Below are 21,668 nucleotides of genomic sequence, written 5' to 3'. Positions count from 1 at the left end.
CCGAGCCGGGGACGTCAGACGCGCAGGTCAGCGAAGTCCGCGTCGACGTCCCCGAACCGGTGCGCGGTGATCGAGACCGACTGTTCACGGATGAACGGGAGCATCTCGATCAACCCGGCCTCGACCACCGGCGCGTCGTGGATCGCGACGTCGATGCTCGCCCCGAGGGCCTCCTCGAGCGCCAGGGCATCGCCACCGATGAGCCGGATCCGAGCTCCGGGGCCGCCGAACGCCGTGTGCACGGGTCGGTCCTGCCCCTGCGCGAGCATGTCCCCGAGTGCGTCGACGGGTTCGTCGTCCTCACCACTCGTCCAGTTCGCCTGGAACACGGCGCCGGACGAAGCGCGGGCGTGGAAGTCCTGGTCCGACTCGACCAGGTGGTCGACGACGTCCAGCGGCGACCGACTCGAGGCCAGCAGCTGACTGAGCGGGCCGGGCAACGGGCGGGCGGTGCTGAGCAGGACGTGGGCGCGTGCAGCCGTGGCGGCGACGAGCGCGCGGACCAGGTCGCCCGCCGAGGCGTCCTCGGCCTGCCGCACGATGACGGACTGCGGTCGGTGGCGCAGCACGTTCCGCTGCACCACGAGCCCCGACAGGTCGTGCGAGCCGCCGTACAGCTCCTCGCGCGCACGGACGTCGCTCAGCGCACCGGCCCGCACCTGGTCGAACTCCTCGAACGACAAGCCGCTGCGTGCGGCCTCGATCACCGAGGTCACGCGCGGCGGGAGACCGTGCAGCTGGATGCTCTTGTGCACCGTGCGCGGCACCGGTTCCCACCGGCCGAGCGTCGCGACGTACATCGGTCCGCCCGCCTTCGTGCCGGTGCCCACGGACGACCGCTTCCAGCCGCCGAACGGCTGCCGACCGACGACCGCACCGGTGATGCCGCGGTTCACGTAGAGGTTGCCGGCGCGCACGCTGGCGAGCCAGTCCGCCACCTCGTCGGCGTCGAGCGAGTGGATCCCCGCCGTCAGGCCGTAGTCCGTGCCGTTCTGGATCGCGATCGCCTGCTCGAGCGTCTCGGCGCGCATGATCCCGAGCACCGGGCCGAAGTACTCGGTCTGGTGGAAGTCGCTGCCCGGGCGGACGCCGTCGCGGATGCCGGGTGACCACAGCCGCCCGGAGTCGTCGAGGGCCGTCGGCTGCACGAGCCAGGACTCCCCCGGGCCGAGTTCGGTGAGCCCTTGCCGCAGCTTGCCCTCGGGCTCGGCGATGACCGGGCCGACCTGGGCGGTGGGGTCGTCGGGCCAGGCGACCCGGAGCGTGCGCGTGGCGTCGACGAGCTGCCGGCGGAAGCGTTCGCTCTCGCCGACCGTGCCGACCAGGACGACCAAGGACGCCGCCGAGCACTTCTGGCCGGCGTGGCCGAAGGCGGACTGCACGATGTCCTGCACCGCGAGGTCGATGTCGGCGCTCGGCGTGACGACGATCGCGTTCTTGCCGCTCGTCTCGGCGCTCAGTGGCAGACCCGCACGCCACCAGCGGAACGATCGCGCGGTGTCGGCCGAGCCGGTCAGGATGATGCGGTCGACGGCGGGGTGCCCGACCAGGTCACGGCCGAGTTCGTCCTCGGCCAGGTCGACGAGCTGCAGCAACGAGTGCGGCACCCCGGCGTCCCAGAGCACGTCGGCCAGCAGCGCACCGCTGCGCTTCGCCTCGGGCGCCGGCTTGAGCACGACTCCGCTGCCCGCGGCGAGCGCCGCCAGCACCCCACCGGCGGGGATCGCGACGGGGAAGTTCCACGGCGGCACGACGACCGTCAGGCGTGGCGGGACGTAGCGGGCACCCTCGATGTCGCCGAGGCGGCGGGCGCGCTCGGCGTAGTAGTGGGCGGCGTCGACGGCTTCGGTGACCTCGGTGTCGGCCTCGGAGAACGTCTTCCCGGTCTCCGCCGCCATCACCTCGATCAGGTCGGCGCGGCGGGTCTCGAGCTCGTGCCCGATCAGGTCGAGGAGCTCAGCACGGTCGGAGGGGTCCTGCCGCCCCCAGTTGACGCCGGCCTGCGCGGTGCGGGCCATGATCCGTTCGAGCTTGGAGCGGTCGGCCACCTTGGCCCCGCGGATCGTCTGCGCGCCGAGCTGCGAGCGCGGCACCCGGCGCAGGACGTCGAGCGCCCACGCACGGTTGGCGGGGACGGCGGGGTCGGTGTCCGGGGCGTTCCGGAACGCGTCGCGCAGGACGGGCTCGCCGAGCGCCCGGTGGCGGTCCTGGGTGCGGTGCGTCGCGTGCACCGGCTCGTCGAGCGCTGCGACCGAGGCCAGGTAACGGCCGTGCTCACGGTCGAACACGCTGGCGTCGTGGTCGATGTCGGTCGCTGCGGCGATGAAGTTCTCGGGGCTCGCGCTCTCCTGCAGCCGGCGGGCGAGGTACGCGATCGCGGAGTCGAACTCGTCCGGCTGGACGACGGGTGTGTAGAGCAGGATCTGTCCGACGTCGGCGCGGACGGCGTCGGCGTGCGTCGATGCCATGCCGAGCAGCATCTCGACGTCGACCGCGTCGGTCACCCCGCGACGCTGCGCGAGCACCCACGCGGTGGCCAGATCGAACAGGTTGTGCCCGGCGACCCCGATGCGCACGGCGTCGGCGCGCTCGGGCGTCAACGCGGCGTCGAGCATCCGCAGGTAGGCGGAGTCGGTCTCGCGCTTGCTGCCCCAGGTCGCGAGCGGCCGGTCGTGCACGATCGCGTCGACGTGCTCCATCGCCAGGTTCGCGCCCTTGACGAGCCGCACCTTGATCGGAGCGCCACCCCGGGCCCGGCGTTCCTGCGCCCACGTCGTCAGGGACTCGAGCGCCCCGGCGGCATCGGGTAGGTAGGCCTGCAGCACGATGCCGGCCTGCAGCCCCGCGAACTCGTCACGGTCGAGCAGTGTCCGGAACACCGCGAGGGTGACGTCGAGGTCGCGGTACTCCTCCATGTCCAGGTTGATGAACTTGGCCTGGCCCCCGGACGCCAGCGGAGCCGCCGCGAGCCGGTACAACGGCACGAGCCGGTCGACGACCCGCTCGACCGTCTGGTCGAACGCCCACATCGACATCTGCGGCACGACCGAGCTGACCTTGATCGACACGTAGTCGACGTCGTCGCGGGCGAGCAGGTCCATCGTCCCCTGCAGCCGACGGTCGCTCTCAGCGCTGCCGAGCACGGCTTCGCCGAGCAGGTTCACGTTGAGCCGGGTGCCCGGCCCACCGACCTTGGCGAGCGCCGGACCGAGCTTCGCCGTGCTCGCGTCGATCACCAGGTGGCCGGTCATCCGGCGCAGGATCCGCCGTGCGGTGGGGATGACCGCCCACGGCGCCATCGTCGCGAACCCGCCGCCGAGCGTCACCGCGCCGCGCAGGTACCAGGCGAGGAAGTCGGGGACGTCGCGGCTGACCTGTTCGAGGTTGCGGGCCGCGACCCGGGGGTCTTCGGGGCGGATGACCTTGTCGACGAAGCTGCGCGTGAAGTCGAGGCCACGCTCGTCGCGCAGGGCCTCGGCGAGACGGGCGGCACCGGCGTCCGGCTTCGCCCCGGCGGACGCCGCCAGCCACTTGCGGACCAGCGCAACGGCGTCGTCGGTGCAGTCCTGGAGGCGGGCGCTCGGCATGCTCCGATCGTATGCCGCACCTCCGACCTCACCTTGGAGCGCGCCGCACGTCGGCTCGGAACCGTCCTGGGGGATGACGTCAGCCGAAGACCCGGATCAGTTCCGGCAGCAAGAGCAGCACCGGCAGCACCGTGAAGACGGAGATGACCGCGCCGACGACGATGCCCGTGATCGCGAGACCGCGCCCGGCCTCGCCTGTCCGCCGCAGCTGCGGCAGCGCGATGAGCCCCACGACGACCCCGCCGATGGGCACCACGAACCCCAGCACGAGCGCGATGATCGCCAGGGTGTTCGTCGGGCGGACCGGTGTGATCGGCGGCTGTGCGTACGGGTTCGTCATGCGGGTTCCTGTCTCGTCGCGCCGGGCGCTGCACGGCCCGGTCATCGTACGGGCCGGACGGATCGCTCCGCAGCGCCCCGTTCGGGTCATCCGGACGGATGAAAGACGCGGCGGCGGGGTCGGTCGGTCCCCACGGTGGATACGCTGGTCGGCATGTCGACGCAGGGCAACGATGGCCACGACTGGGCGACGTGGGACGCCTACCACGACGTCTGGCGACGCCTCGACCGAGCGCTCGACCAGGCCGTCCAGGCTGGCGCCGGCATCTCCATCCCCGAGTTCGAGATCCTGATCGGGCTGCAGCGCGAGCCGGACCACCGGCTGCGCGTCCGCGACATCGCCGCCGGCATCGGTTGGGAGAAGTCGCGCGTCAGCCACCAGGTCACACGGATGGTCTCCCGCGGCTTGGTCGGACGCGCCGACTGCCCGACCGACGGCCGCGGCAGCTGGGTGGAGATGACCCCCGACGGCCGCCGCGCGGTGCTCGCCGGCATCCGCGCGCACACCGGTGCGCTGGAAGACCTGTTCTGGAGGCCCGTGGGGACCGACGCGGACACCCTCCGGTCCGTCAGCGCGCGCGTCCAGGACGCGATCGGCCCCGACGTGTCGGACGAGGCCGTCTCGGGCTAGCTGCCCCCGCACGTCCACCGAGGTTCCACGACTCGCCGTCCGGGGAGCGCCGAGGTTCCACGAACGACGCTGTGCTGCGCCCAGATGCCGAGATTTCGGAACCTCGGGGGCTCGGGTGCTCGGGGGCGGCGGGGCGGGACGGGAGCTAGAGGTCGACGACGGCGAGGGCGCCCTGTTCGCCGCGGAGCCGCACCTGCACGCTCGCGATGTCGTCGCGCGGGATGTCCGTCGACGCCGACAGCCCCTTCGCGTCCTCGCCGGCGGCCGTCCACGAGCCGACGATCTGCGTGGAGCCGTCGGACCGCACCACGACCAGGTCGTACATGACCGAGCCGTCCGCCGCCCACTCCTTGCCGCCGTACGAGCAGCCCCAGTCGAAGCGGGTGCCCCACTGTTCGCCGCTGACGGCCAGGTCGACGTCGAGTCCCTGGGCGCCGGTCATGTCGTACCGGTCCGCGGTCGCCGATGCCGAGACGTCGCGTCCGGCCTGCACCGTGCCGCCGCCTCCTGCCGTGCCGACGGCGAGCCCGCCGAGCACGGCGGCGACCACCGCGAGCCCCGCGGTGGCGGCGACCCAGACCCGGCGACGGCGGCGACGGTGTCGAACGCGGTGCGCGACGGAGGCGAGGGTGCTCTCGGAACCGGTGTCGGGCCTCCCGTCCGGTTCCGCGATCTCGATCGCCTGGTCGGCCGGCAGCTTGGCGAGCAGACCGGGCAGGCCGACCAGCTCGGCGACGGCGGCCGTGCAACGGTCGCAGGTCTCCAGGTGCTGCTCGTACTCGAGCCGTTCGTCCGGGCTCAGGGACCCGAGCACGTACGCCGCGTCCCACTCTGCGTACCGGTCGTCGCTCATCGGGTCACTCCTCGTTCCTGCAGTGCGAGCCGCAGGGCTCGCAGCCCGTAGTGCAACCGCGACTTCGCGGTGCCCTCGGGGATGTCGTGTCGTCGTGCGATCTCCGGCACCGTGTGGCCGAGCCAGTAGGCGTCGACCACCACGCGGCGGTGGTCCGGGGAGAGCGATGCGAGCGCGTCGGCCACGACGATGCGGTCGAGCACGGCGTCGGTGCGGTCCGACTCGGCGCGGTCGACGGGGTGTTCGGTGCCGAACTCCCGGCGGTTCCGAGCCGATCGCGCGTCGTCGACGACCAGGTTCCGCGCGACCGTGAACAGCCAGGCGCGCGCGCTGTCCGGCGCGCGTTCCAGTACCGCTGGGCGCTGCCAGGCGCGGACCATGGTCTCCTGCACGACGTCCTCGACCGCCGAGCCGTCCCGCGTCAGGTGCCGGACGTACCGGGTGAGCGCGTCACCGTGCTCGCGGTACAGCGTCGCGAGCAGCTCGTCGGCGGAACGACTCGACACGGTCACTTCTGCAGGTCGAGGGAGAACTCGACGGAGCCCTTCCCGTCCACGGTGACGAAGCCGAGCGAGGGAGCCTTCACGCCGTAGTCGGCGAAGGTGATCGGCACCGAGCCGGCGACCTGGACGGTGCCTCCCGTGCCGACCGCCACCTGCGCGTCGGCGGTGACGGCCTTCGTGACGCCGTGCAGGTCCATCGTGCCGGTCAGGGTGACGTCCTGCGTGCTGCCGTCGAGCGCCTTCGAGACGTCGACGGGCTTCGTCAAGGTGAACGTCGCCGTCGGGAACTTGTCCGTCTCCAGCGCGGTGTCCCGGAAGTAGGCGTCGCGCGCGGACTCGGGGGTGGAGATCTTCGCGACCTGGACCGTGACCGTCGCCGTCGCGAGGGAGCCGCCGTCGACCTCGGCGGTGCCCTCGACGTCCTTCGTGCGTCCGACCACGTTCACATCATTCCCCTGCAGGACCTCGTGCACCCGGTAGCCGGCGTACGAGGTCTTCGTGCTGGTCCAGGTGCCGTCGGCGTCCGCTGCGTCGAGGCTGGCGGACGACGTCGCCTGCAGCGAGGGTGCGGCGGCGGCCTGTCCGTTGACGGTGTTCGCGTAGATGGACGGACCGGCGATGACGGCGGCGGCCGCGATGACCACGACGCCGGTGGAGATGCCGATGATGACCTTGGTGCGTGTGCGGAGTCCCATACCCGGTCAACGAGGTGGCAGTCTGGATCGTTCATCGTCGACGTGACGACGATGCCGGAGGAGGTCGATGCGCCGTGGAACTGGTCATGCTGCTGGTGGCCGTCGGCGTCTCGATCGCCACGACGGTCGTCGTGCTCCGGCGCACGCGGGATGCGGGATGGGTCCGGGACGCTCAGCTGACGATGAACGCGAGTCCGGGCTGGACGGTGCTCTCGCTGGTGTTCCACGGGCTCGGAGCCGCAGCGGGGTTCGTCATCGGTGCGGTCTTCATCAGTGGCGGCCACCCGGCGGCCGGATGGGTGTTCCTGTGCCTCGGCGGAATGCTCGGTGTGCTCGTCGGAGTACAGATCTGGGTCGCCCGACGGCCGTTCCCACCGGACCCATCGATCGACGGCCCCGGTCGCTGAACGCGGGACGCGGTCGCTCGGCGCGCGAACGTCCCCGACACTAGAGGGGACAGCACCCGAGCCCGGCCGTGCTCGAGTGCCCGCCCACCACCAGCAAGGAACACACCAGATGCCCGAACTCCCCGTCGTGTTCGAAGTCGGCTCGCTGATCGCGATCGTCGCGATCCTGCTCGCCGACCTGCTCATCGTCGCGCGCCGGCCGCACGTGCCGACGCTGCGCGAGTCGGCGACGTGGGTGGGCGTCTACGTGGGGCTCGCGCTGGTCTTCGCGGTCCTGATGCTCGTGTTCGCGGGCGGCGACTCGGCGGGTGAGTTCCTGGCCGGTTGGCTCACCGAGTACAGCCTGAGCATCGACAACCTGTTCGTCTTCGTCATCATCATGGCGCGGTTCTCGGTGCCGAAGAAGATCCAGCAAGAGGTGCTGATGCTCGGCATCATCATCGCGCTCGTGCTGCGCGGCATCTTCATCCTCGTCGGGGCCCAGCTCATCGAGAACTTCTCGTGGATCTTCTACATCTTCGGCGCCTGGCTGATCTGGACGGCGATCCAGCAGCTCCGCGGCGAGGACGATGCCGACGACCAGAAGGACAGCTTCATCGTCCGGCTGCTCCGCCGTCGCGTGCGCCTCACCGACACGTTCGACGGCATGAAGTTCCGGACCACCCACGACGGCGTGCGGCACTTCACCCCGCTGCTGATCGTGCTGATCGCCATCGGCACCACCGACCTGTTGTTCGCACTCGACTCGATCCCGGCGATCTTCGGCATCACCGAGAGCCCGTTCATCGTGTTCACCGCGAACGTCTTCGCCCTGATGGGTCTGCGGCAGCTGTACTTCCTGCTCGGTGGACTGCTGGAGCGGCTCGTCTACCTCAAGTACGGCATCGCGGTGATCCTCGCGTTCATCGGCGTGAAGCTCGTCCTGCACGCACTGCACGACAACGAGCTGCCGTTCCTGAACGGTGGCGAGCACATCGAGTGGGCACCGGAGATCAACACCTGGGTCTCCCTGATCGTGATCATCGCCGCGATGGCGCTGTCGACCCTGGCCAGCGTCGTGCGGATGCGCCACGACGGCGTCGAGGCGAAGGACGAAGAGCCCGCTCGTACCTCGGACTGACGGAAGGTGCTCTGAGCGGCAGCAGGCCGGGCGCGGGAACGTCCACCAGCTGCCCGTGCCAAGGTCGACGGGTGCACAACAACGACACCGTCGTGATCGCCGGCTGCGGCGACCTCGGGACCGAAGCCGGTCTCCGCTTCGCGCGCCAGGGACACCACGTGATCGGCCTCCGACGCTGCGCCGAACTGGTCCCGGCCCCGATCACCGGCCGCAGCGCCGACCTGCGGCACGAGGTCCCCGAGATCCCCGCCGACACCACCGTCGTCGTCGTGGCCTTCGCCGCGGGCAGCCGTGACGTCGACGAGTACCGCGCCACCTACGTCGACGGCCTGCGGAACGTGCTCGACGGCATCGACGCCTCGGACGCCGATCCACGCCTGCTCGTGGTGTCGTCGACCGCGGTGTACGACGTCGACGACGGCAGCGAGGTCACCGAGGACACCCCGGCGCACGGTGCGACCCCGACCGCCGAGGTCCTGGTCGAGGCCGAGGCACTGCTGCGCGACCGTGCTCCCGACGCCGTGATCGTGCGCCTGTCCGGGGTGTACGGCCCGGGCCGCGAGCGCCTGATCGACCAGGTCCGCTCCGGTTCGGCCCGCCTGGCGCCGGGGGTCTCACCGCACACGAACCGGATCCACCGCGACGACGCCGCCGCTGCGCTCGTGCACCTGGCGACCGTGGAGGACCCGGCGCCGACGTACCTCGGCACCGACGACGAACCGAGCCGCCTCGACGACGTGCTGCGGTTCCTGGCCGACGAGCTCGGCGTTCCCGAGCCCGTCACCGGTGACGGCGGTGCCCGGCAGTCCGGTGGTGACAAGCGCTTGTCGAACGCGCTGCTCCGGTCCACCGGCTGGGCGCCGCAGTACCCGACGTTCCGCGAGGGCTACCGCGCCGTGCTGGCCGGCGAGGGCGTCCGCCACCCCTGACCCGGCGCGACACCGGTTCTCCGACAGGACACCACGTGATCACCTGGTGTCGTGTCGCGAAGAGGGTGCGGACGAAAGCGAGCCGCGGGCGCGACCGCTCAGTGCCCGCGGTGGTCCTGGATCGTGAGCCGCGGCCCGAACGACGGCTTCCGGAACCCCGAGCCGCCGATCAGCCGCACGACCCGCTCCCGGTGCCCCCGCCACGGCTCGAGCAGCTCGAGCATCCCGTCGTCGTCGACCGGTCCCCCGGTCAGCGCCCACCCGACCAGCGCGGGGACGTGGAAGTCCCCGACGCTCGGCGAGTCCGGGTCGCCATGGGAGCGCTGCGCGGTCTCGGCAGCCGTCCACTTCCCGATGCCGGGGATCGACTGGAGCCGCGCCGACACGACCGAACCGCCGCGACCGAGCGTCAGCGTCCGTTCGAGCGCCGGAGCCACACGCACCGCGCGCATCACCGTCGCCGACCGTCCGGGCTCGATGCCCGCCCTGTGCCACTCCCAGCTCGGGATCCGCGCCCACTCGTCGGCCGTCGGCGGCACGATGAGACCGTCCGGCGCGGGACCCGGCGCGGGCGTGCCGTACCGACGGAGCAGGTACCGCCACGCGCCCCACGCCTGCCGCGAGGTCACCTTCTGCTCCATGATCGCCGGCACGAGCATCGCGACGACGGTGTTCGTCCGGAGCAGCCGGAGTCCGGGCTGCCGGTGTCGGGCGGCAGCGAGGAACGCGTGCCCGGAGACGTCGAACCCGTCCCAGTCGTCGCCGCGACCGAGCAGCTCCGGCGCGTGCTCGACCGCCCACGCAGCACCGTCGCCCCACGCCGAGACCGCGATGGTGTCGCCGGACGGCCGGATCGCCACGGCAGCGGGGCCGGTGGGCGTCCGCAGGGCGAGCCACACGACCGACCCGACCACCTTGTAGGCGGGGTCGGCGGAGCCGCGCTGCAGGGGCCGCAGGGTCGACGTGACGTTCACCGGGCCTCCCGGTCGGTACACGGTGTCGACGCGAGACGCACCGCCGGACGCACCAGCGGACGACGAGGCGGAGTCGAGCAGGGTCACACCGGGATGGTAATGCGCAACCACCGTCAGTCATGATGGTCGCAGTCCCCCACGACCCCCACCCGCACCACCCGACGACGGAGTTCCCATGCGCATCGGCATCCTCACCTCCGGAGGCGACTGCCCCGGTCTGAACGCGGTCATCCGCGCGATCGTCCTCAAGGGCATCGCCATCCACGGCCACGAGTTCGTCGGGTTCCGGGACGGCTGGCGCGGCGTCGTCGACGGCGACATCGTCCCGCTCGGCCGCAAGGACATCCAGGGCATCGCCAAGCAGGGCGGCACGATCCTGGGCACCAGCCGCACGAACCCCTTCGAGGGCCCGAACGGCGGCGTCGAGAACATCTCGAAGACCCTGGACCGCCACGGCATCGACGCCATCGTCGCGATCGGCGGCGAGGGCACGCTCGCCGCGGCGAAGCGCCTGACCGACGCCGGGCTGAAGATCGTCGGCGTCCCGAAGACGGTCGACAACGACCTGGGCGCCACCGACTACACGTTCGGCTTCGACACCGCCGTCGCGATCGCGACCGAGGCGATGGACCGCCTCCGCACCACCGGCGAGTCGCACTCCCGCTGCATGGTCGCCGAGGTCATGGGCCGGCACGTCGGCTGGATCGCCCTGCACTCCGGCATGGCCGCGGGCGCGCACGCGATCCTGATCCCGGAGCAGAAGACGAGCATGGAGCAGATCGCGAAGTGGGTGCGTGCCGCCTACGACCGCGGGCGCGCACCGCTCGTCGTGGTGGCCGAGGGCTTCGTCCCCGACCACGAGGACAACGCGCACACCGAGCGCGGGCTCGACGCCTTCGGGCGTCCGCGGCTCGGTGGCATCGGCGAGCGCCTCGCGCCGCTCATCGAGGAGATGACGGGCATCGAGACGCGCGCCACGACCCTCGGGCACATCCAGCGCGGTGGCACGCCGACCGCGTACGACCGGGTGCTGTCGACGCGGCTCGGCCTGGCGGCCATCGACTCGGTGGTCGAGGAACGATGGGGCCGGATGGTCGCCCTGAAGGGCACCGACATCGTGCACGTCTCGTTCGACGAGGCGCTCGGCGAGCTGAAGACCGTGCCGCAGGCGCGCTTCGACGAAGCCGCCATCATGTTCGGGTGAGCGCTCGCTGCACGCGTACCTGGCCGTTTCGGGCGTACCTGGTCGTTTTTTCCGGCCCGGTACGCCCGGTTCCGCCAGGGATCGCACGCGTTCTGGGAAAGAACGGACCGCTGGCCGGGAGGCCCGGGGTAGCGTCCGGCGCATGACCCGCGCCGTAGTCGTGTCCAGTTCAGCCCCGCCCACCGTCGCCGACGTCGACCTGCCCGATCCGACCGAGGGCGAAGCCCTCGTCGACGTCACGTACTCGAGCGTCAACTACAAGGACGGCCTCGCCCTCGCCAGGAACCCCGGCGTCGCGCGGGTCGACCCGCTCGTGCCCGGCATCGACGTCGTCGGGACCGTGTCGGCGCTCGGACCGGGTGTGCACGACGTGTCGATCGGCGACCGCATCGTGCTGAACGGTGCCGGGCTCGGCGAGACCCGGCACGGTGGTTGGGCCCAGCACGCGGTGGTGCCGTCCGGTTCCCTCGTGGTCCTGCCCGAGGCGATCGAGGACTCGTTCGCGGCGGCGATCGGCACGGCGGGGTTCACGGCGATGCTCAGCGTGCTCGCGCTCGAACGGTTCGTCGAGCCCGGTGCAGGGCCGGTGCTCGTGACCGGAGCGTCCGGCGGGGTGGGGACGGTGGCGATCGCGCTGCTCGCCGCGCGCGGGTACGAGGTGACCGCGTCGACCGGCCGGAGCACCAACGAGGCCTCCCTCCGACGCCTCGGCGCGACCGAGGTCGTGGACCGGGGTGCCCTGTCCGAGCCCGGCAAGCCGATGCAGCGTGCCGCGTGGGCCGGGGCGGTCGACAGCGTCGGCGGGGCCACCCTGGCGAACGTGCTGGCCGGCACCCGGTGGGGTGGAGCCGTCACGGCGTGCGGGCTCGCGCAGGACTCCGCCCTGCCCACGACGGTGCTGCCGTTCATCCTGCGTGCGGTGTCGCTGCTCGGCATCAACTCGGTGGACGCCCCGCTGGAGCTCCGGCGTCGGGCGTGGGAGCGGTTGGCGACCGACCTCGACCCGGCGCTGCTGGCGGGCGTCACCCGGACCGTCACCCCGGAGCAGGCGATCGAGATCGGCGCCGAGGTGGTCGCCGGTCGGGTGCACGGACGCACGGTGGTCGACGTGCGTGGCTGATGTTCTGGGATGCTGTTATTCCGCAAACGATTGCATATTGACACGTTAGGGTTTGGATACCAAACGTCCGTGACACGAGGAGTCCGTCATGCCGGTACCCAAGTCGACCGTCGAGAACTCGCCGCGCAAGCTGCTCCGCGACGTGGTCCTCGAGAAGATGTTGGCCGCGATCCAGGACGGCACGCTGCAGGCCGGCGAACGGCTCAACGACGACGAACTGGTCCAGTGGCTCGGCGTCAGTCGCACGCCCATCCGTGAGGCGATCGCCAAGCTCGTCGACTACGGCTTGGTCGAGATGGAGGCGAACCGGTACACCCGGGTCGCGTCGCCCACCGCCAAGCAGTTCGACGACACCATCCAGGTGCTCGCCGGCGTCACGGAGCTCGCCGCCCGCTGGGCCGTCCCGAAGCTCGACGACGCAGCGGCCACACGCCTCGTCGACACGCTGGAAGCCCTGCGCACTGCCGCCGAGCAGGAGCGCGCCGGCGACGTCTCGACGCAGGTCGGCGCGGTCGTCACCCAGTTGATCGGTGCGGCGGACAACGACCTGCTTGTCCAGCTGTCGACCTCGCTGCTGCCCCGCGCGAACTTCCTCGCCCTGACCCACCAGAGCGGCATGTTCTGGGACGTCAAGCACTTCGTCGACCCGCTCCGTGCGGCGATCTCGAAGCGAGACGGCGAAGCAGCGGCCGCGGTGATCCGTTCGCTCAGCAGCACCGTCGAGGAGCACACCGTGCAGGCCCGCGCGTTCGTCGCCGAGGGCGGCGCGCTGGCCGACGGCACCGAACGGCGCTGACGTCGGCCACGATGGAGTCGTGACCGACACCGACCAGTTCCGCGCCGCGGGCGCCCAGTTCCGCGCCGACGACGTCCTGCTCCGTGCCGAGGGCGTCCGTGTGACGCGCTCCGGCCGCGACCTGCTGCACGACGTCGACCTGACCGTCCGCCGCGGTGAGCACTGGGCGCTCCTCGGACCGAACGGCGCCGGCAAGTCGACGCTGCTCGCGGTGCTCGGGGCGACGGGCCACCCCACGGCGGGCACGGTCGAGGTGCTCGGCCGACGCCTCGGACGCGTCGACGTCCGCGAGCTGCGTGAGCACATCGGCCACGTCGACCCGCGGCACCGGATGCTCTCCCCGCTCACCGTGCTCGAGACGGTGCTGACGGGACTGACGGGCACCACCGACCTCATGATGCGGTGGGAGCCCACGGCCGCGCAGGTCGCACTGGCCGAGCAGCACATCGCCGACGTCGGGCTCGCCGCACGGCGGGACGCCCGCTGGCCCGTGCTGTCCCAGGGCGAACGCGGACGGACCCTCATCGCACGGGCGCTGATGTCCGAGCCGCAGTTGCTGCTGCTCGACGAACCGGCGACCGGGCTCGACGTCGCAGCGCGCGAGCACCTGCTCGAGACCGTCGACGCCCTGCGGCACCGACACCCCGAGCTCGGCAGCGTCATGGTCACGCACCACCTCGAGGACCTGCCGGTGTCGACCTCGCACGCGATGCTGCTCCGTGACGGTGCCGTGGTGGCACAGGGCACCGCGGACGAGGTCATCACGTCGTCGGCGGTGTCGCACGCGTTCGACTTCCCGCTCGCGATCCTGCGCTCCGAGGGCCGCTGGGCAGCTCGCCGTTCCGCCTGACGCGTCGCTGGGGCCGGACAGGCGCGTTCCGGCGCTCCGGCCTGTGCTTGGATGGTTGCTCAGGTGTCCGCGGCCCGTTTCGGGGAGGGACCCGATGCCGGATGACGGTGTCAGGCCGCGCACCGCAACGAGGGGGAACACCATGACGAACACGCCGCCGCCCTACCCGGGGTCCGAGCCGCAGCCGAACGCCGGCCCGCAGCAGCCCGGTCCGCAGCAGGGCCAGCAGCCCTGGGCGCAGCAGCAGCCCGGCCAGCAGCCGTACGCGCAGCCCGCTCCCGCCGGCGCTCCGTACGCCCCGCCGCCCAAGCAGTCCCGTGGCAAGCGCGTCCTGATCTCGCTGCTCGGCGTCGTCGTCGCCGTGGTCGTCGCGTTCCTGGTCCGCCAGGCGCTCACCGCCGCGTTCAGCGACTCGACGGAGGAGAAGGTCTCGAAGGCCGTCGTGCAGATCCGCGAGCAGAGCGACCTGCCGAAGCAGGTCGACTCGGTGACGTCGTGGACGGGCGTCGAGGCCGAGGGCAACGCGATCCACTACGACTACACGGTGTCGTCCAGCGTCGACCCGGCGTCGATCACCGAGAGCGCCATCCGCGACTCGGTCGGCCCGACGCTCTGCTCGAACAGCGACACGAAGGACCTCCTCGACGAGGGCGTCGACATGCGGTACACCTACGCGTTCGACGGCACCTCGAAGACGCTCGACACGACCTTCACAAAGGCCGACTGCTCCTGACCCGTCGAGGGTGGGGCGGTGCTGTCCCCTGTCCCGCCCTCGTCGGTCCGGTCGGTACGCGGTTGTGCGTGGTGCGGTGTGCACCGTACCTGGTGCGCCGTACTGGGCTGCGATGTGCACGGCTCTCGCCATGGCGCTGCCCACTGCGCCGACAGGTGACCGGGTTGCCCGCCGGTCGTCGGGTCCGTACCCGCCCCGGTCCGTCTACCGACGCACCGCCCCGCTGCTCAGTCGACCAGGGTGACCTCCCAGTTGGTGCGCTGGACGACCGCGTCGATTTCGCGGATCTCCTTCGCCAGGGCGTCGGCACGCGACCGGAGCTCGGCGGTCGGCAGCGCGGCGAACGTGCGGAGTTCGCTGCGGAGCTGTCGGTAGCCGCCGTTCGTGCCGGCGGTGGCGTCCGCCGCTCCGGTGACGAGCGCGTGCCGCAGCCGCAGGGCATCGCGTCGGGCGAGCAGTGCGGTGACGGTCTGCCCGGACGCCACGGTGGTGCTGGCGTTCGTCGCGTTGATGCGGGCGAGCAAGACCTCGAGCGCGTCGATCGACCGTTCGGCCTCGGCGAGGAGTTCGCGGGCGTCCTCGTCGGGCTCCTCGCCCTCTTGGTAGCGGGCGTTCGCGGCGATGCGGCCGCGCAGTTGCTCGATGCGCTTCTGCAGGTCGGCGCGCTCGATGAGTGCCTCGGCGAGTTGCATGTGGCCAGTCAACCAGCCGAGGCTCCGGCACGGAGCACCGACCCCTACGCCGCCGCCGCGGCTACTGCCTACGCAGTCGCGGCGGCCGCTGCCTACGCCGTCGCGGCGGCCGCTGCCTACGCCGTCGCGGCGGCCGCTGCCTTCGCCGCGGCGGGCAGGGCGTCGAGGATCCGTCCGACGGCCCGCTCGTCGTGGGCGGCCGTGACGAACCACGCCTCGAACACGCTCGGCGGCAGGGTCACCCCGGCGTCGAGCATCGCGTGGAAGAACGGCGCGTACCGGAACACGTCCTGTGCCCGCACGTCGTCGTAGTTCCGCGGTGCAGTGTCCGTGAAGGCGAACGAGAACAGGTTGCCGGCGCGCTGCACGGTGTGGGCGACGCCCTCGGCCGACAGCGCGTCCGACGTGGCCGCGGAGATGACCGAGGCCGTGCGGTTCAGCGACTCGTACACCGACGGCGTCGCGGCCCGGAGCGTGGCGATGCCGGCGGCGACCGCGAGCGGGTTGCCGGACAGGGTGCCCGCTTGGTACACGGGGCCGAGCGGGGCGAGGAAGTCCATGACCTCGCGTCGGCCGCCGAGCGCGGCGAGGGGCATGCCGCCACCGATGACCTTGCCGAACGTGATCAGGTCGGGCTTCCACCCGGCGCCGTCGGGGACGACCTTCGACGCCTCGAGGCCCCACCAGCCGGCCGACCCGACGCGGAACCCGGTCAGGACCTCGTCGACGATGAGCAGCGCACCGTGCGCCTGCACGATCTGCGCGAGCGCGCGGTTGAACCCGCGCTCGGGAGCGAGCACGCCCATGTTCGCCGCGGCGGCCTCGACGATGACGCCGGCGATGCGCTCGGAGTGCTCGTCGAACGCGCGTCGGACGGCGTCCAGGTCGTTGTACGGCAGCACCAGGGTCTGCGCCGCGGTCTCCTCGGTGATGCCCGCGCTGCCCGGCAGGGCCAGGGTGGCGACACCCGATCCGGCCTCGGCGAGCAGGGAGTCGGAGTGCCCGTGGTAGTGCCCGGCGAACTTCACGAGCAGGTCGCGGCCGGTGTAGCCGCGGGCCAACCGGATCGCCGTCATCGTGGCCTCGGTGCCGGTCGACACCATGCGGAGCTTCTCGATGGGGCCGTCGCCGTCGACCGACACCCGCTGCTTCACGAGCTCGGCGAGCTCGGTCTCGCCCGGGGTCGAGGCGCCGAAGGACAGTCCGCGCGCGGCGGCCTGCTGCACGGCCTCGACGGTGCCGGGGTGCGCGTGTCCGAGGATCGCGGGTCCCCACGACGCCACGAGGTCGACGTACTCACGTCCCTCGGCGTCGGTGACGTACGCGCCCTTCGCCGACACCAGGAAGCGCGGGGTGCCGCCCACCGATCCGTAGGCACGGACGGGCGAGTTCACGCCGCCGGGGATCGCGTTCTTGGCGCGGCCGAACAGCTGGTCGTTCGTGGTCATTCGGGGGCCTTCCCGGTCGAGGCGATGCCGGCGACTGCGGCGGTGGTGCCGGAGGTGCGGAGACCGGCCTCCTGGTTGAGCTTCCGCGCGATGTCGACGGCGAAGTAGGTCAGGATCGCGTCGGCGCCGGCACGCTTGATGCCGATGAGCGACTCCATCGCGGCGGCGTCGCGGTCGATCCAGCCGTTCTGTGCGGCTGCCGTGATCATCGCGTACTCGCCGGAGATCTGGTAGGCCCAGACCGGCACGGGCGACGTCGCAGCGGCCTCGGCGAGCACGTCGAGGTAGCTCATCGCGGGCTTCACCATCACGACGTCGGCACCCTCGTCGACGTCGAGCGCGACCTCGCGCAGCCCCTGTCGACCGTTGGCGGCGTCGATCTGGTACGTCCGCCGGTCGCCGACGAGCGACGACGACACGGCCTCGCGGAAGGGGCCGTAGAAGGCGGAGGCGTACTTGGCCGCGTAGGCGAGCAGCGCGGTGCCGGTGTGGCCGGCGACGTCGAGTGCGTCGCGTGCGGCAGCGATCTGGCCGTCCATCATCCCGCTCAGGCACACCAGTTCGGCGCCGGCCTCGGCCTGCGCGACCGCCATGTCGCGGTACCGCAGCAGGGTCGCGTCGTTGTCGACGGAGCCGTCTGCCGCCAGGACGCCGCAGTGGCCGTGGTCGGTGAACTCGTCGAGGCACAGGTCGGACTGCACGACCAGGTCGTCACCGACCTCTTCCTTCGCCACGCGGATGGCCACGTTGAGGATGCCGTCGGGGTCGGTCGCGCCGGAACCGGTGGCGTCCTTCGTGGTCGGGACACCGAACAGGTTCACGCCGCCGATCCCGACCTCCGCGGCCGACACCAGGGCGCGACGGAACGAGTCGAGCGAGTGCTGCTGCACGCCCGGCATGCTCGAGATGTCGACGGCGTCGGTGGCGCCTTCGCGGATGAACATCGGCAGCACGAGCTCGGCTGGGTGCAGCCGGGTCTCGGCGACGAGCCGTCGCATCGCGGGGGTGGCGCGGAGTCGACGGGGGCGGACCTGGGGGAAACGGCCGGTCACGGATGGCCTTCCTGTTCGGGGGCGGTGGGGTTCAGGGCCTCGACGACGGCGTCGAGCAGGGCTTCTGCGGACCGGGTGGGTCCGACGACGTGGACCGGCAGTCCGGTCGCGCGCGCGTCGGCGGCGGTTCCGGGGCCGATGCAGGCCACGAGGGTGCGGGGGTCGAGCGGGGTCATCCGGCGGGCGATCTCGCGGGCGACGCTGCCGCTCGTCACGAGCACCGCGTCGGGCACCGCGTCGAGGGTGATCGGCTCGTCGCCGGTCCCCACGGTACGGTACGCGACCACGTCGTCCACGTCGATGCCGCGGGCCCGCAGTCCGTCGACGAGGGTCGGCGCGGCGATCTCGGAGCGCGGGAAGAGCACGGTGCCGTCGGTGTCCGGCAGCGCGTCGACGAGGGCAGCGGCCGAGGCCTGCTCCGGCACGAGGTCGACGACCCAGCCCGCAGCACGCGCGGCACGGGCGGTCGGCTCACCGACCGCCGCAACGCGGACACCGGACGGGAGGCCCGCCACGCGTTCTGCGAGCACCGTCACGGCCGTCGCACTGGTCACCACCACCCACGCGTACCCGGCCACGCGGGCGACGGCACGGTCGAGCGGGCCGCAGTCGAGCGGCGGCTCGGTCGTGATGAGGGGGACGACCCGCGGGTCGAGCCCGCGCTGCCGAGCCGCCGTCGCGACGCGCTCGCCCCACGCGCCACCCCGGGGGATGACGACGACGGGAGCGGGCGTGTCCGTGACGGGCTCTACTTCACCGAGTCGGTGAGGTCCGCCAGGTCGCCGGCACCGTTCTCGAGCAGCTCGGCGGCCACGCGGCCACCGACCTCGAGTGCTTCGGCGAGACGGTCCTGCGCGGATCCCTCGAGCACGGCCGCGTGCGACGCCGTGCGGTACTCGGCGCCGTCGGGGCTGTAGACGGTGGCGGAGACGAGCAGGAGCTCGGCGTCCACGACCGCGGTCGCACCGATCGGGGCGGAACAGCCGGCCTCGAGCTTCGCCAGGACCTCGCGCTCGGCCGACACCGTCAGGCGGGTCGGGGCGTGCTCGATCTTGCGCAGCGCGGCGAGCAGGTTCGTGTCGGTCTCAGCAGCACGGGTCTCGATCGCCAGCGCGCCCTGCCCCGGAGCACTCGGCCAGAAGCCGAGGTCGAGCAGTTCGGTGGCGGCCGACAGGCGGTCGATGCGGGTGAGCCCGGCGGCGGCGAGCACGACGGCGTCGAGGTCGTCGTCGACGCGACCGAGCCGGGTGTCGATGTTGCCGCGGATGTCGATGACGTCCAGGTCGGGGCGCTTCGCCTTGAGCTGCGCGACGCGACGCGGTGAGCCCGTGCCGACCTTCGCACCCTCGGGCAGGCTCTCGACGGTCGCGCCGTTCCGCGCCACGAGGACGTCGCGGGCGTCGGCACGCTTCGGTACGGCAGCGATCGTCAGGCCCGGGTACGGCGCGGTCGGCAGGTCCTTGAGCGAGTGCACCAGGACGTCGACCTCGCCGGCGACCAGGGCTTCACGCAGGGCGCTGGCGAACACACCCGTGCCCCCCAGCGACGCGAGCGAGGCGCGGTTCGTGTCGCCCTCGCTCGTGACGGTGACGAGCTCGACCGGACGACCGGCCGCCGCTGCCAGGCGGTCGGCGACGTCCTGCGACTGCGCGACCGCGAGCCGGCTGGCGCGGGTGCCCAGCCGGATCGGGGTCGGAGCGTCGGTCACGGGGCGACGCCGGCGGCGGCGGGCTTGAAGCCGGCGCGGACGTTCTCGCAGCAGCCCGGGCGGCAGACGTCGTACCAGGGACCGATGTCGGTCAGGTGCGGACGCTCGCTGGTGGGGGTGCCGTTGACGCGCTCGAGCACCAGGTCGACGAGACCGGAGACGTAGGCCGGGTCGACACCGGGGGTCTGCGTGCGGACCGACCAGAAGCCGAGCTCCTGCGCGGTCTCGGTGGCTTCCTCGTCGAGGTCCCACATGACCTCCATGTGGTCGCTCACGAAGCCGAGCGGGACGATGAGCACGGCGCGGGTCGAGCCGCCCTTGAGCTCCTCGTTCATGTAGTCGTTGATGTCGGGCTCGAGCCACGGCTGCGTCGGGGGGCCGGAGCGCGACTGGTAGACGAGCTTCCACGCGGGCTTGGACGTGCCCTGCAGGTGCGCGTGCTCGGGCTGCTCGAGCAGCTCCGCCCATGCCTGGTCGAGGACGACCTGCGCGACGGCGAGGTGCTGGGCCTCGTAGGCGCCGTGCTCGTCGAAGCCGCGGTAGTCCGGGCCGGACTTCGCAGCGTCGGTCGACGGGATCGAGTGGGTCGAGAACAGCACGTGCAGCTCGGTCGCGACGTCGAGGCCGTCGTTCTCGGCGATGGCCTTCGCCATGCCGTCACGGACGCCGTCGACGAACGGGCGGACGAAGCCGGGGTGGTCGAAGAACTGCCGGATCTTGTCGATCTCGATGGTGCCGAGCAGACCGGTCTCGTCGAGCACGCGCGCGTAGTCCTCGCGGTACTGGCGGCAGCTCGAGAACGACGAATAGGCGCTCGTGGCGATCGCGATGAGCTTGTTGTAGCCCTTGTCGGCGGCCTCGGTGAAGGCGCCTTCCAGGTAGGGCTCCCAGTTGCGGTTGCCCCAGAGCACCGGCATGTCGATGCCACGCGAGGCCAACTCGGCCTCGAGCGCCGCCTTCAACGCGCGGTTCTGCGCGTTGATCGGGCTCACGCCGCCGAAGTGCCGGTAGTGGTGCGCGACCTCTTCGAGCCGCTCGTCGGGGATGCCGCGGCCGCGGGTGACGTTGCGCAGGAAGGGGATGACGTCGTCCTGGCCCTCGGGACCACCGAAGCCGGCGAGCAGGATCGCGTCGTAGGCGGTCGGGACCTCGACGTGCTCCGGGCCGGAAGCAGCCGCGGGGGTGGCGGCGAGGACGGGCTGACCGTTCGTGATCAGGCTGGTGTCGGTCATGACAGCACCTCCGGGAGTTCGGCGGTCGTCACGCGACGACCCGTGAAGAAGGGGACCTCTTCGCGCACGTGCAGACGGGCCTCGGTGGCACGCAGGTCGCGCATGAGGTCGACGAGGTCGACGAGCTCGGGGCTCTCGAGCGGCAGGATCCACTCGTAGTCGCTCAGGGCGAAGGTGGCGATGGTGTTCGTCAGGACGCGGCGGTACTTGGCGCCGGCGATCCCGTGGTCGCGCAGCATCTTCGAGCGCTCGTCTTCAGGCAGCAGGTACCACTCGAAGGAACGGACGAAGGGGTACACCGTGATCCACGCCTCGGGGTCCTTGCCGCGGAGGAACGCGGGCGTGTGCCGCTTGTTGAACTCGGCTTCGCGGTGCATCGCCATGACGTGCCACACCGGCTCGGTGTCCTGGAACAGCCCGGTGCGGCGGATCTCGCGCAGCACGGCCTGGATGACCTGCGCGTCGTCGCCGTGCAGCCAGATCATGACGTCGGCGTCGGCACGGAAGCCGGAGACGTCGTAGAAGCCACGGACGGTCACCCCGCGCTCGGCGGCGGACGCGACCACGGCGTCGAGCTCGGCCACGGCGTCGTCACCGACGCGGTGGACCGGGCCGAGCGGCCTGCGGAACACGGCCCAGAGGGCGTACGCCGTCATGAGGTTGGGATCGATCCCCGTCGCGGGATCGGTCTCGTGCGGAGAGGTGTGCGCGGATGCAGGAGCGGGCGCGTCGGAACTCATGGGTCCTTGTCCTATCGGTTGCCAGGGTTGTGGCCGCCCCGCACCCGGTGGACCG

Annotated in this window: 22 protein-coding genes; 9 read left to right on the top strand and 13 right to left on the bottom strand. The window is 71.9% G+C overall.

All coding sequences use genetic code 11. The features are described 5' to 3' along the window. Nucleotides 1-14 precede the first annotated feature (14 nt). Nucleotides 15-3,587 carry a bifunctional proline dehydrogenase/L-glutamate gamma-semialdehyde dehydrogenase gene (locus EDF53_RS16270; RefSeq protein WP_123294526.1) on the bottom strand — a complete coding sequence of 1,191 codons (3,573 nt, stop codon included), beginning with the start codon at nt 3,585-3,587 and terminating at the stop codon, nt 15-17. A gap of 79 nt (nt 3,588-3,666) precedes the next feature. Further along, nucleotides 3,667-3,927: a DUF4190 domain-containing protein gene (locus EDF53_RS16265; protein ID WP_173170048.1), complete on the bottom strand. Its 261-nt coding sequence runs from the start codon at nt 3,925-3,927 to the stop codon at nt 3,667-3,669. Between the two features lie 153 nt (nt 3,928-4,080). Between EDF53_RS16265 and EDF53_RS16260 the strand changes: the two genes are divergently transcribed. Beyond that, nucleotides 4,081-4,557 (top strand): MarR family winged helix-turn-helix transcriptional regulator, encoded by a 477-nt coding sequence (locus tag EDF53_RS16260; RefSeq protein ID WP_111083786.1) that lies wholly within the window; start codon nt 4,081-4,083, stop codon nt 4,555-4,557. 145 nt (nt 4,558-4,702) lie between these two features. Here EDF53_RS16260 and EDF53_RS16255 read toward each other — a convergent pair whose 3' ends face one another. From EDF53_RS16255 to EDF53_RS16245, 3 genes are read right to left on the bottom strand one after another with little or no spacing between them, the layout of a single operon-like run. Beyond that, nucleotides 4,703-5,410, bottom strand: coding sequence for an anti-sigma factor (locus EDF53_RS16255; RefSeq protein WP_123294524.1), 708 nt, complete (start codon nt 5,408-5,410; stop codon nt 4,703-4,705). After that, nucleotides 5,407-5,922 carry a sigma-70 family RNA polymerase sigma factor gene (locus EDF53_RS16250; RefSeq protein WP_123294523.1) on the bottom strand — a complete coding sequence of 172 codons (516 nt, stop codon included), beginning with the start codon at nt 5,920-5,922 and terminating at the stop codon, nt 5,407-5,409. Before EDF53_RS16250 ends, EDF53_RS16255 begins: the two co-directional genes overlap by 4 nt. Continuing rightward, nucleotides 5,919-6,608: a YceI family protein gene (locus EDF53_RS16245; RefSeq protein WP_123294522.1), complete on the bottom strand. Its 690-nt coding sequence runs from the start codon at nt 6,606-6,608 to the stop codon at nt 5,919-5,921. Before EDF53_RS16245 ends, EDF53_RS16250 begins: the two co-directional genes overlap by 4 nt. Before the next feature lie 74 nt (nt 6,609-6,682). Between EDF53_RS16245 and EDF53_RS16240 the strand changes: the two genes are divergently transcribed. The 3 genes from EDF53_RS16240 to EDF53_RS16230 all read left to right on the top strand — a co-directional run bounded on the left by EDF53_RS16240 (nt 6,683) and on the right by EDF53_RS16230 (nt 9,064). Then, nucleotides 6,683-7,015, top strand: coding sequence for a hypothetical protein (locus tag EDF53_RS16240; protein ID WP_123294521.1), 333 nt, complete (start codon nt 6,683-6,685; stop codon nt 7,013-7,015). 109 nt (nt 7,016-7,124) lie between these two features. Beyond that, complete coding sequence (locus tag EDF53_RS16235; protein WP_123294520.1) at nt 7,125-8,135, top strand: TerC family protein; 1,011 nt, start codon at nt 7,125-7,127, stop codon at nt 8,133-8,135. Between the two features lie 71 nt (nt 8,136-8,206). Beyond that, entirely contained in the window at nt 8,207-9,064 is an 858-nt protein-coding gene (locus EDF53_RS16230) for an NAD-dependent epimerase/dehydratase family protein (protein ID WP_123294519.1), read from the top strand. A gap of 98 nt (nt 9,065-9,162) precedes the next feature. On the opposite strand, the gene EDF53_RS16225 is transcribed toward EDF53_RS16230, so the two are convergent. Beyond that, the gene (locus tag EDF53_RS16225; protein ID WP_123294518.1) at nt 9,163-10,125 is read right to left on the bottom strand and encodes a DNA-3-methyladenine glycosylase; all 963 of its coding nucleotides are present in this window, start codon (nt 10,123-10,125) and stop codon (nt 9,163-9,165) included. 88 nt (nt 10,126-10,213) lie between these two features. Here EDF53_RS16225 and EDF53_RS16220 point away from each other — a divergent pair, with 88 nt between their 5' ends. The 5 genes from EDF53_RS16220 (at nt 10,214) to EDF53_RS16200 (ending at nt 14,741) form a co-directional block, all read left to right on the top strand. Continuing rightward, nucleotides 10,214-11,242: a 6-phosphofructokinase gene (locus EDF53_RS16220; protein WP_111083779.1), complete on the top strand. Its 1,029-nt coding sequence runs from the start codon at nt 10,214-10,216 to the stop codon at nt 11,240-11,242. A gap of 142 nt (nt 11,243-11,384) precedes the next feature. Continuing rightward, nucleotides 11,385-12,362 carry an MDR family oxidoreductase gene (locus EDF53_RS16215; protein WP_123294517.1) on the top strand — a complete coding sequence of 326 codons (978 nt, stop codon included), beginning with the start codon at nt 11,385-11,387 and terminating at the stop codon, nt 12,360-12,362. 88 nt (nt 12,363-12,450) lie between these two features. Beyond that, the gene (locus EDF53_RS16210; RefSeq protein ID WP_123294516.1) at nt 12,451-13,158 is read left to right on the top strand and encodes a GntR family transcriptional regulator; all 708 of its coding nucleotides are present in this window, start codon (nt 12,451-12,453) and stop codon (nt 13,156-13,158) included. A gap of 19 nt (nt 13,159-13,177) precedes the next feature. Then, the gene (locus EDF53_RS16205) at nt 13,178-14,008 is read left to right on the top strand and encodes an ABC transporter ATP-binding protein (RefSeq protein ID WP_243648929.1); all 831 of its coding nucleotides are present in this window, start codon (nt 13,178-13,180) and stop codon (nt 14,006-14,008) included. A 142-nt stretch (nt 14,009-14,150) separates the two neighbouring features. Then, nucleotides 14,151-14,741: a hypothetical protein gene (locus EDF53_RS16200; RefSeq protein WP_123294515.1), complete on the top strand. Its 591-nt coding sequence runs from the start codon at nt 14,151-14,153 to the stop codon at nt 14,739-14,741. A gap of 227 nt (nt 14,742-14,968) precedes the next feature. On the opposite strand, the gene EDF53_RS16195 is transcribed toward EDF53_RS16200, so the two are convergent. The 7 genes from EDF53_RS16195 to hemQ form a co-directional block, all read right to left on the bottom strand. Next, nucleotides 14,969-15,433, bottom strand: coding sequence for a DIP1984 family protein (locus tag EDF53_RS16195; protein ID WP_123294514.1), 465 nt, complete (start codon nt 15,431-15,433; stop codon nt 14,969-14,971). A gap of 116 nt (nt 15,434-15,549) precedes the next feature. After that, nucleotides 15,550-16,881, bottom strand: a complete 1,332-nt coding sequence (gene hemL / locus EDF53_RS16190) for a glutamate-1-semialdehyde 2,1-aminomutase (protein ID WP_123294513.1) — start codon at nt 16,879-16,881, stop codon at nt 15,550-15,552. Continuing rightward, on the bottom strand, nt 16,878-17,879 hold the full coding sequence (gene hemB, locus EDF53_RS16185; protein WP_123294512.1) for a porphobilinogen synthase: 1,002 nt from the start codon (nt 17,877-17,879) through the stop codon (nt 16,878-16,880). The genes hemL and hemB overlap by 4 nt, the downstream gene beginning before the upstream one ends. A 50-nt stretch (nt 17,880-17,929) precedes the next feature. Then, nucleotides 17,930-18,646: a uroporphyrinogen-III synthase gene (locus EDF53_RS16180; protein WP_260215992.1), complete on the bottom strand. Its 717-nt coding sequence runs from the start codon at nt 18,644-18,646 to the stop codon at nt 17,930-17,932. A gap of 35 nt (nt 18,647-18,681) precedes the next feature. Beyond that, nucleotides 18,682-19,641, bottom strand: coding sequence for a hydroxymethylbilane synthase (hemC, locus tag EDF53_RS16175; protein ID WP_123294510.1), 960 nt, complete (start codon nt 19,639-19,641; stop codon nt 18,682-18,684). Then, entirely contained in the window at nt 19,638-20,873 is a 1,236-nt protein-coding gene (locus EDF53_RS16170; RefSeq protein ID WP_123294509.1) for a ferrochelatase, read from the bottom strand. The genes hemC and EDF53_RS16170 overlap by 4 nt, the downstream gene beginning before the upstream one ends. After that, entirely contained in the window at nt 20,870-21,613 is a 744-nt protein-coding gene (gene hemQ / locus EDF53_RS16165; RefSeq protein WP_243834039.1) for a hydrogen peroxide-dependent heme synthase, read from the bottom strand. The genes EDF53_RS16170 and hemQ overlap by 4 nt, the downstream gene beginning before the upstream one ends. Nucleotides 21,614-21,668 lie beyond the last annotated feature (55 nt).

The sequence above is a fragment of the Curtobacterium sp. PhB78 genome, from assembly GCF_003751685.1.
GTDB lineage: Bacteria > Actinomycetota > Actinomycetes > Actinomycetales > Microbacteriaceae > Curtobacterium.
The sequence above is the reverse complement of the archived record's forward strand: the minus strand, read 5'-3'. Positions and strand labels throughout refer to the sequence as shown.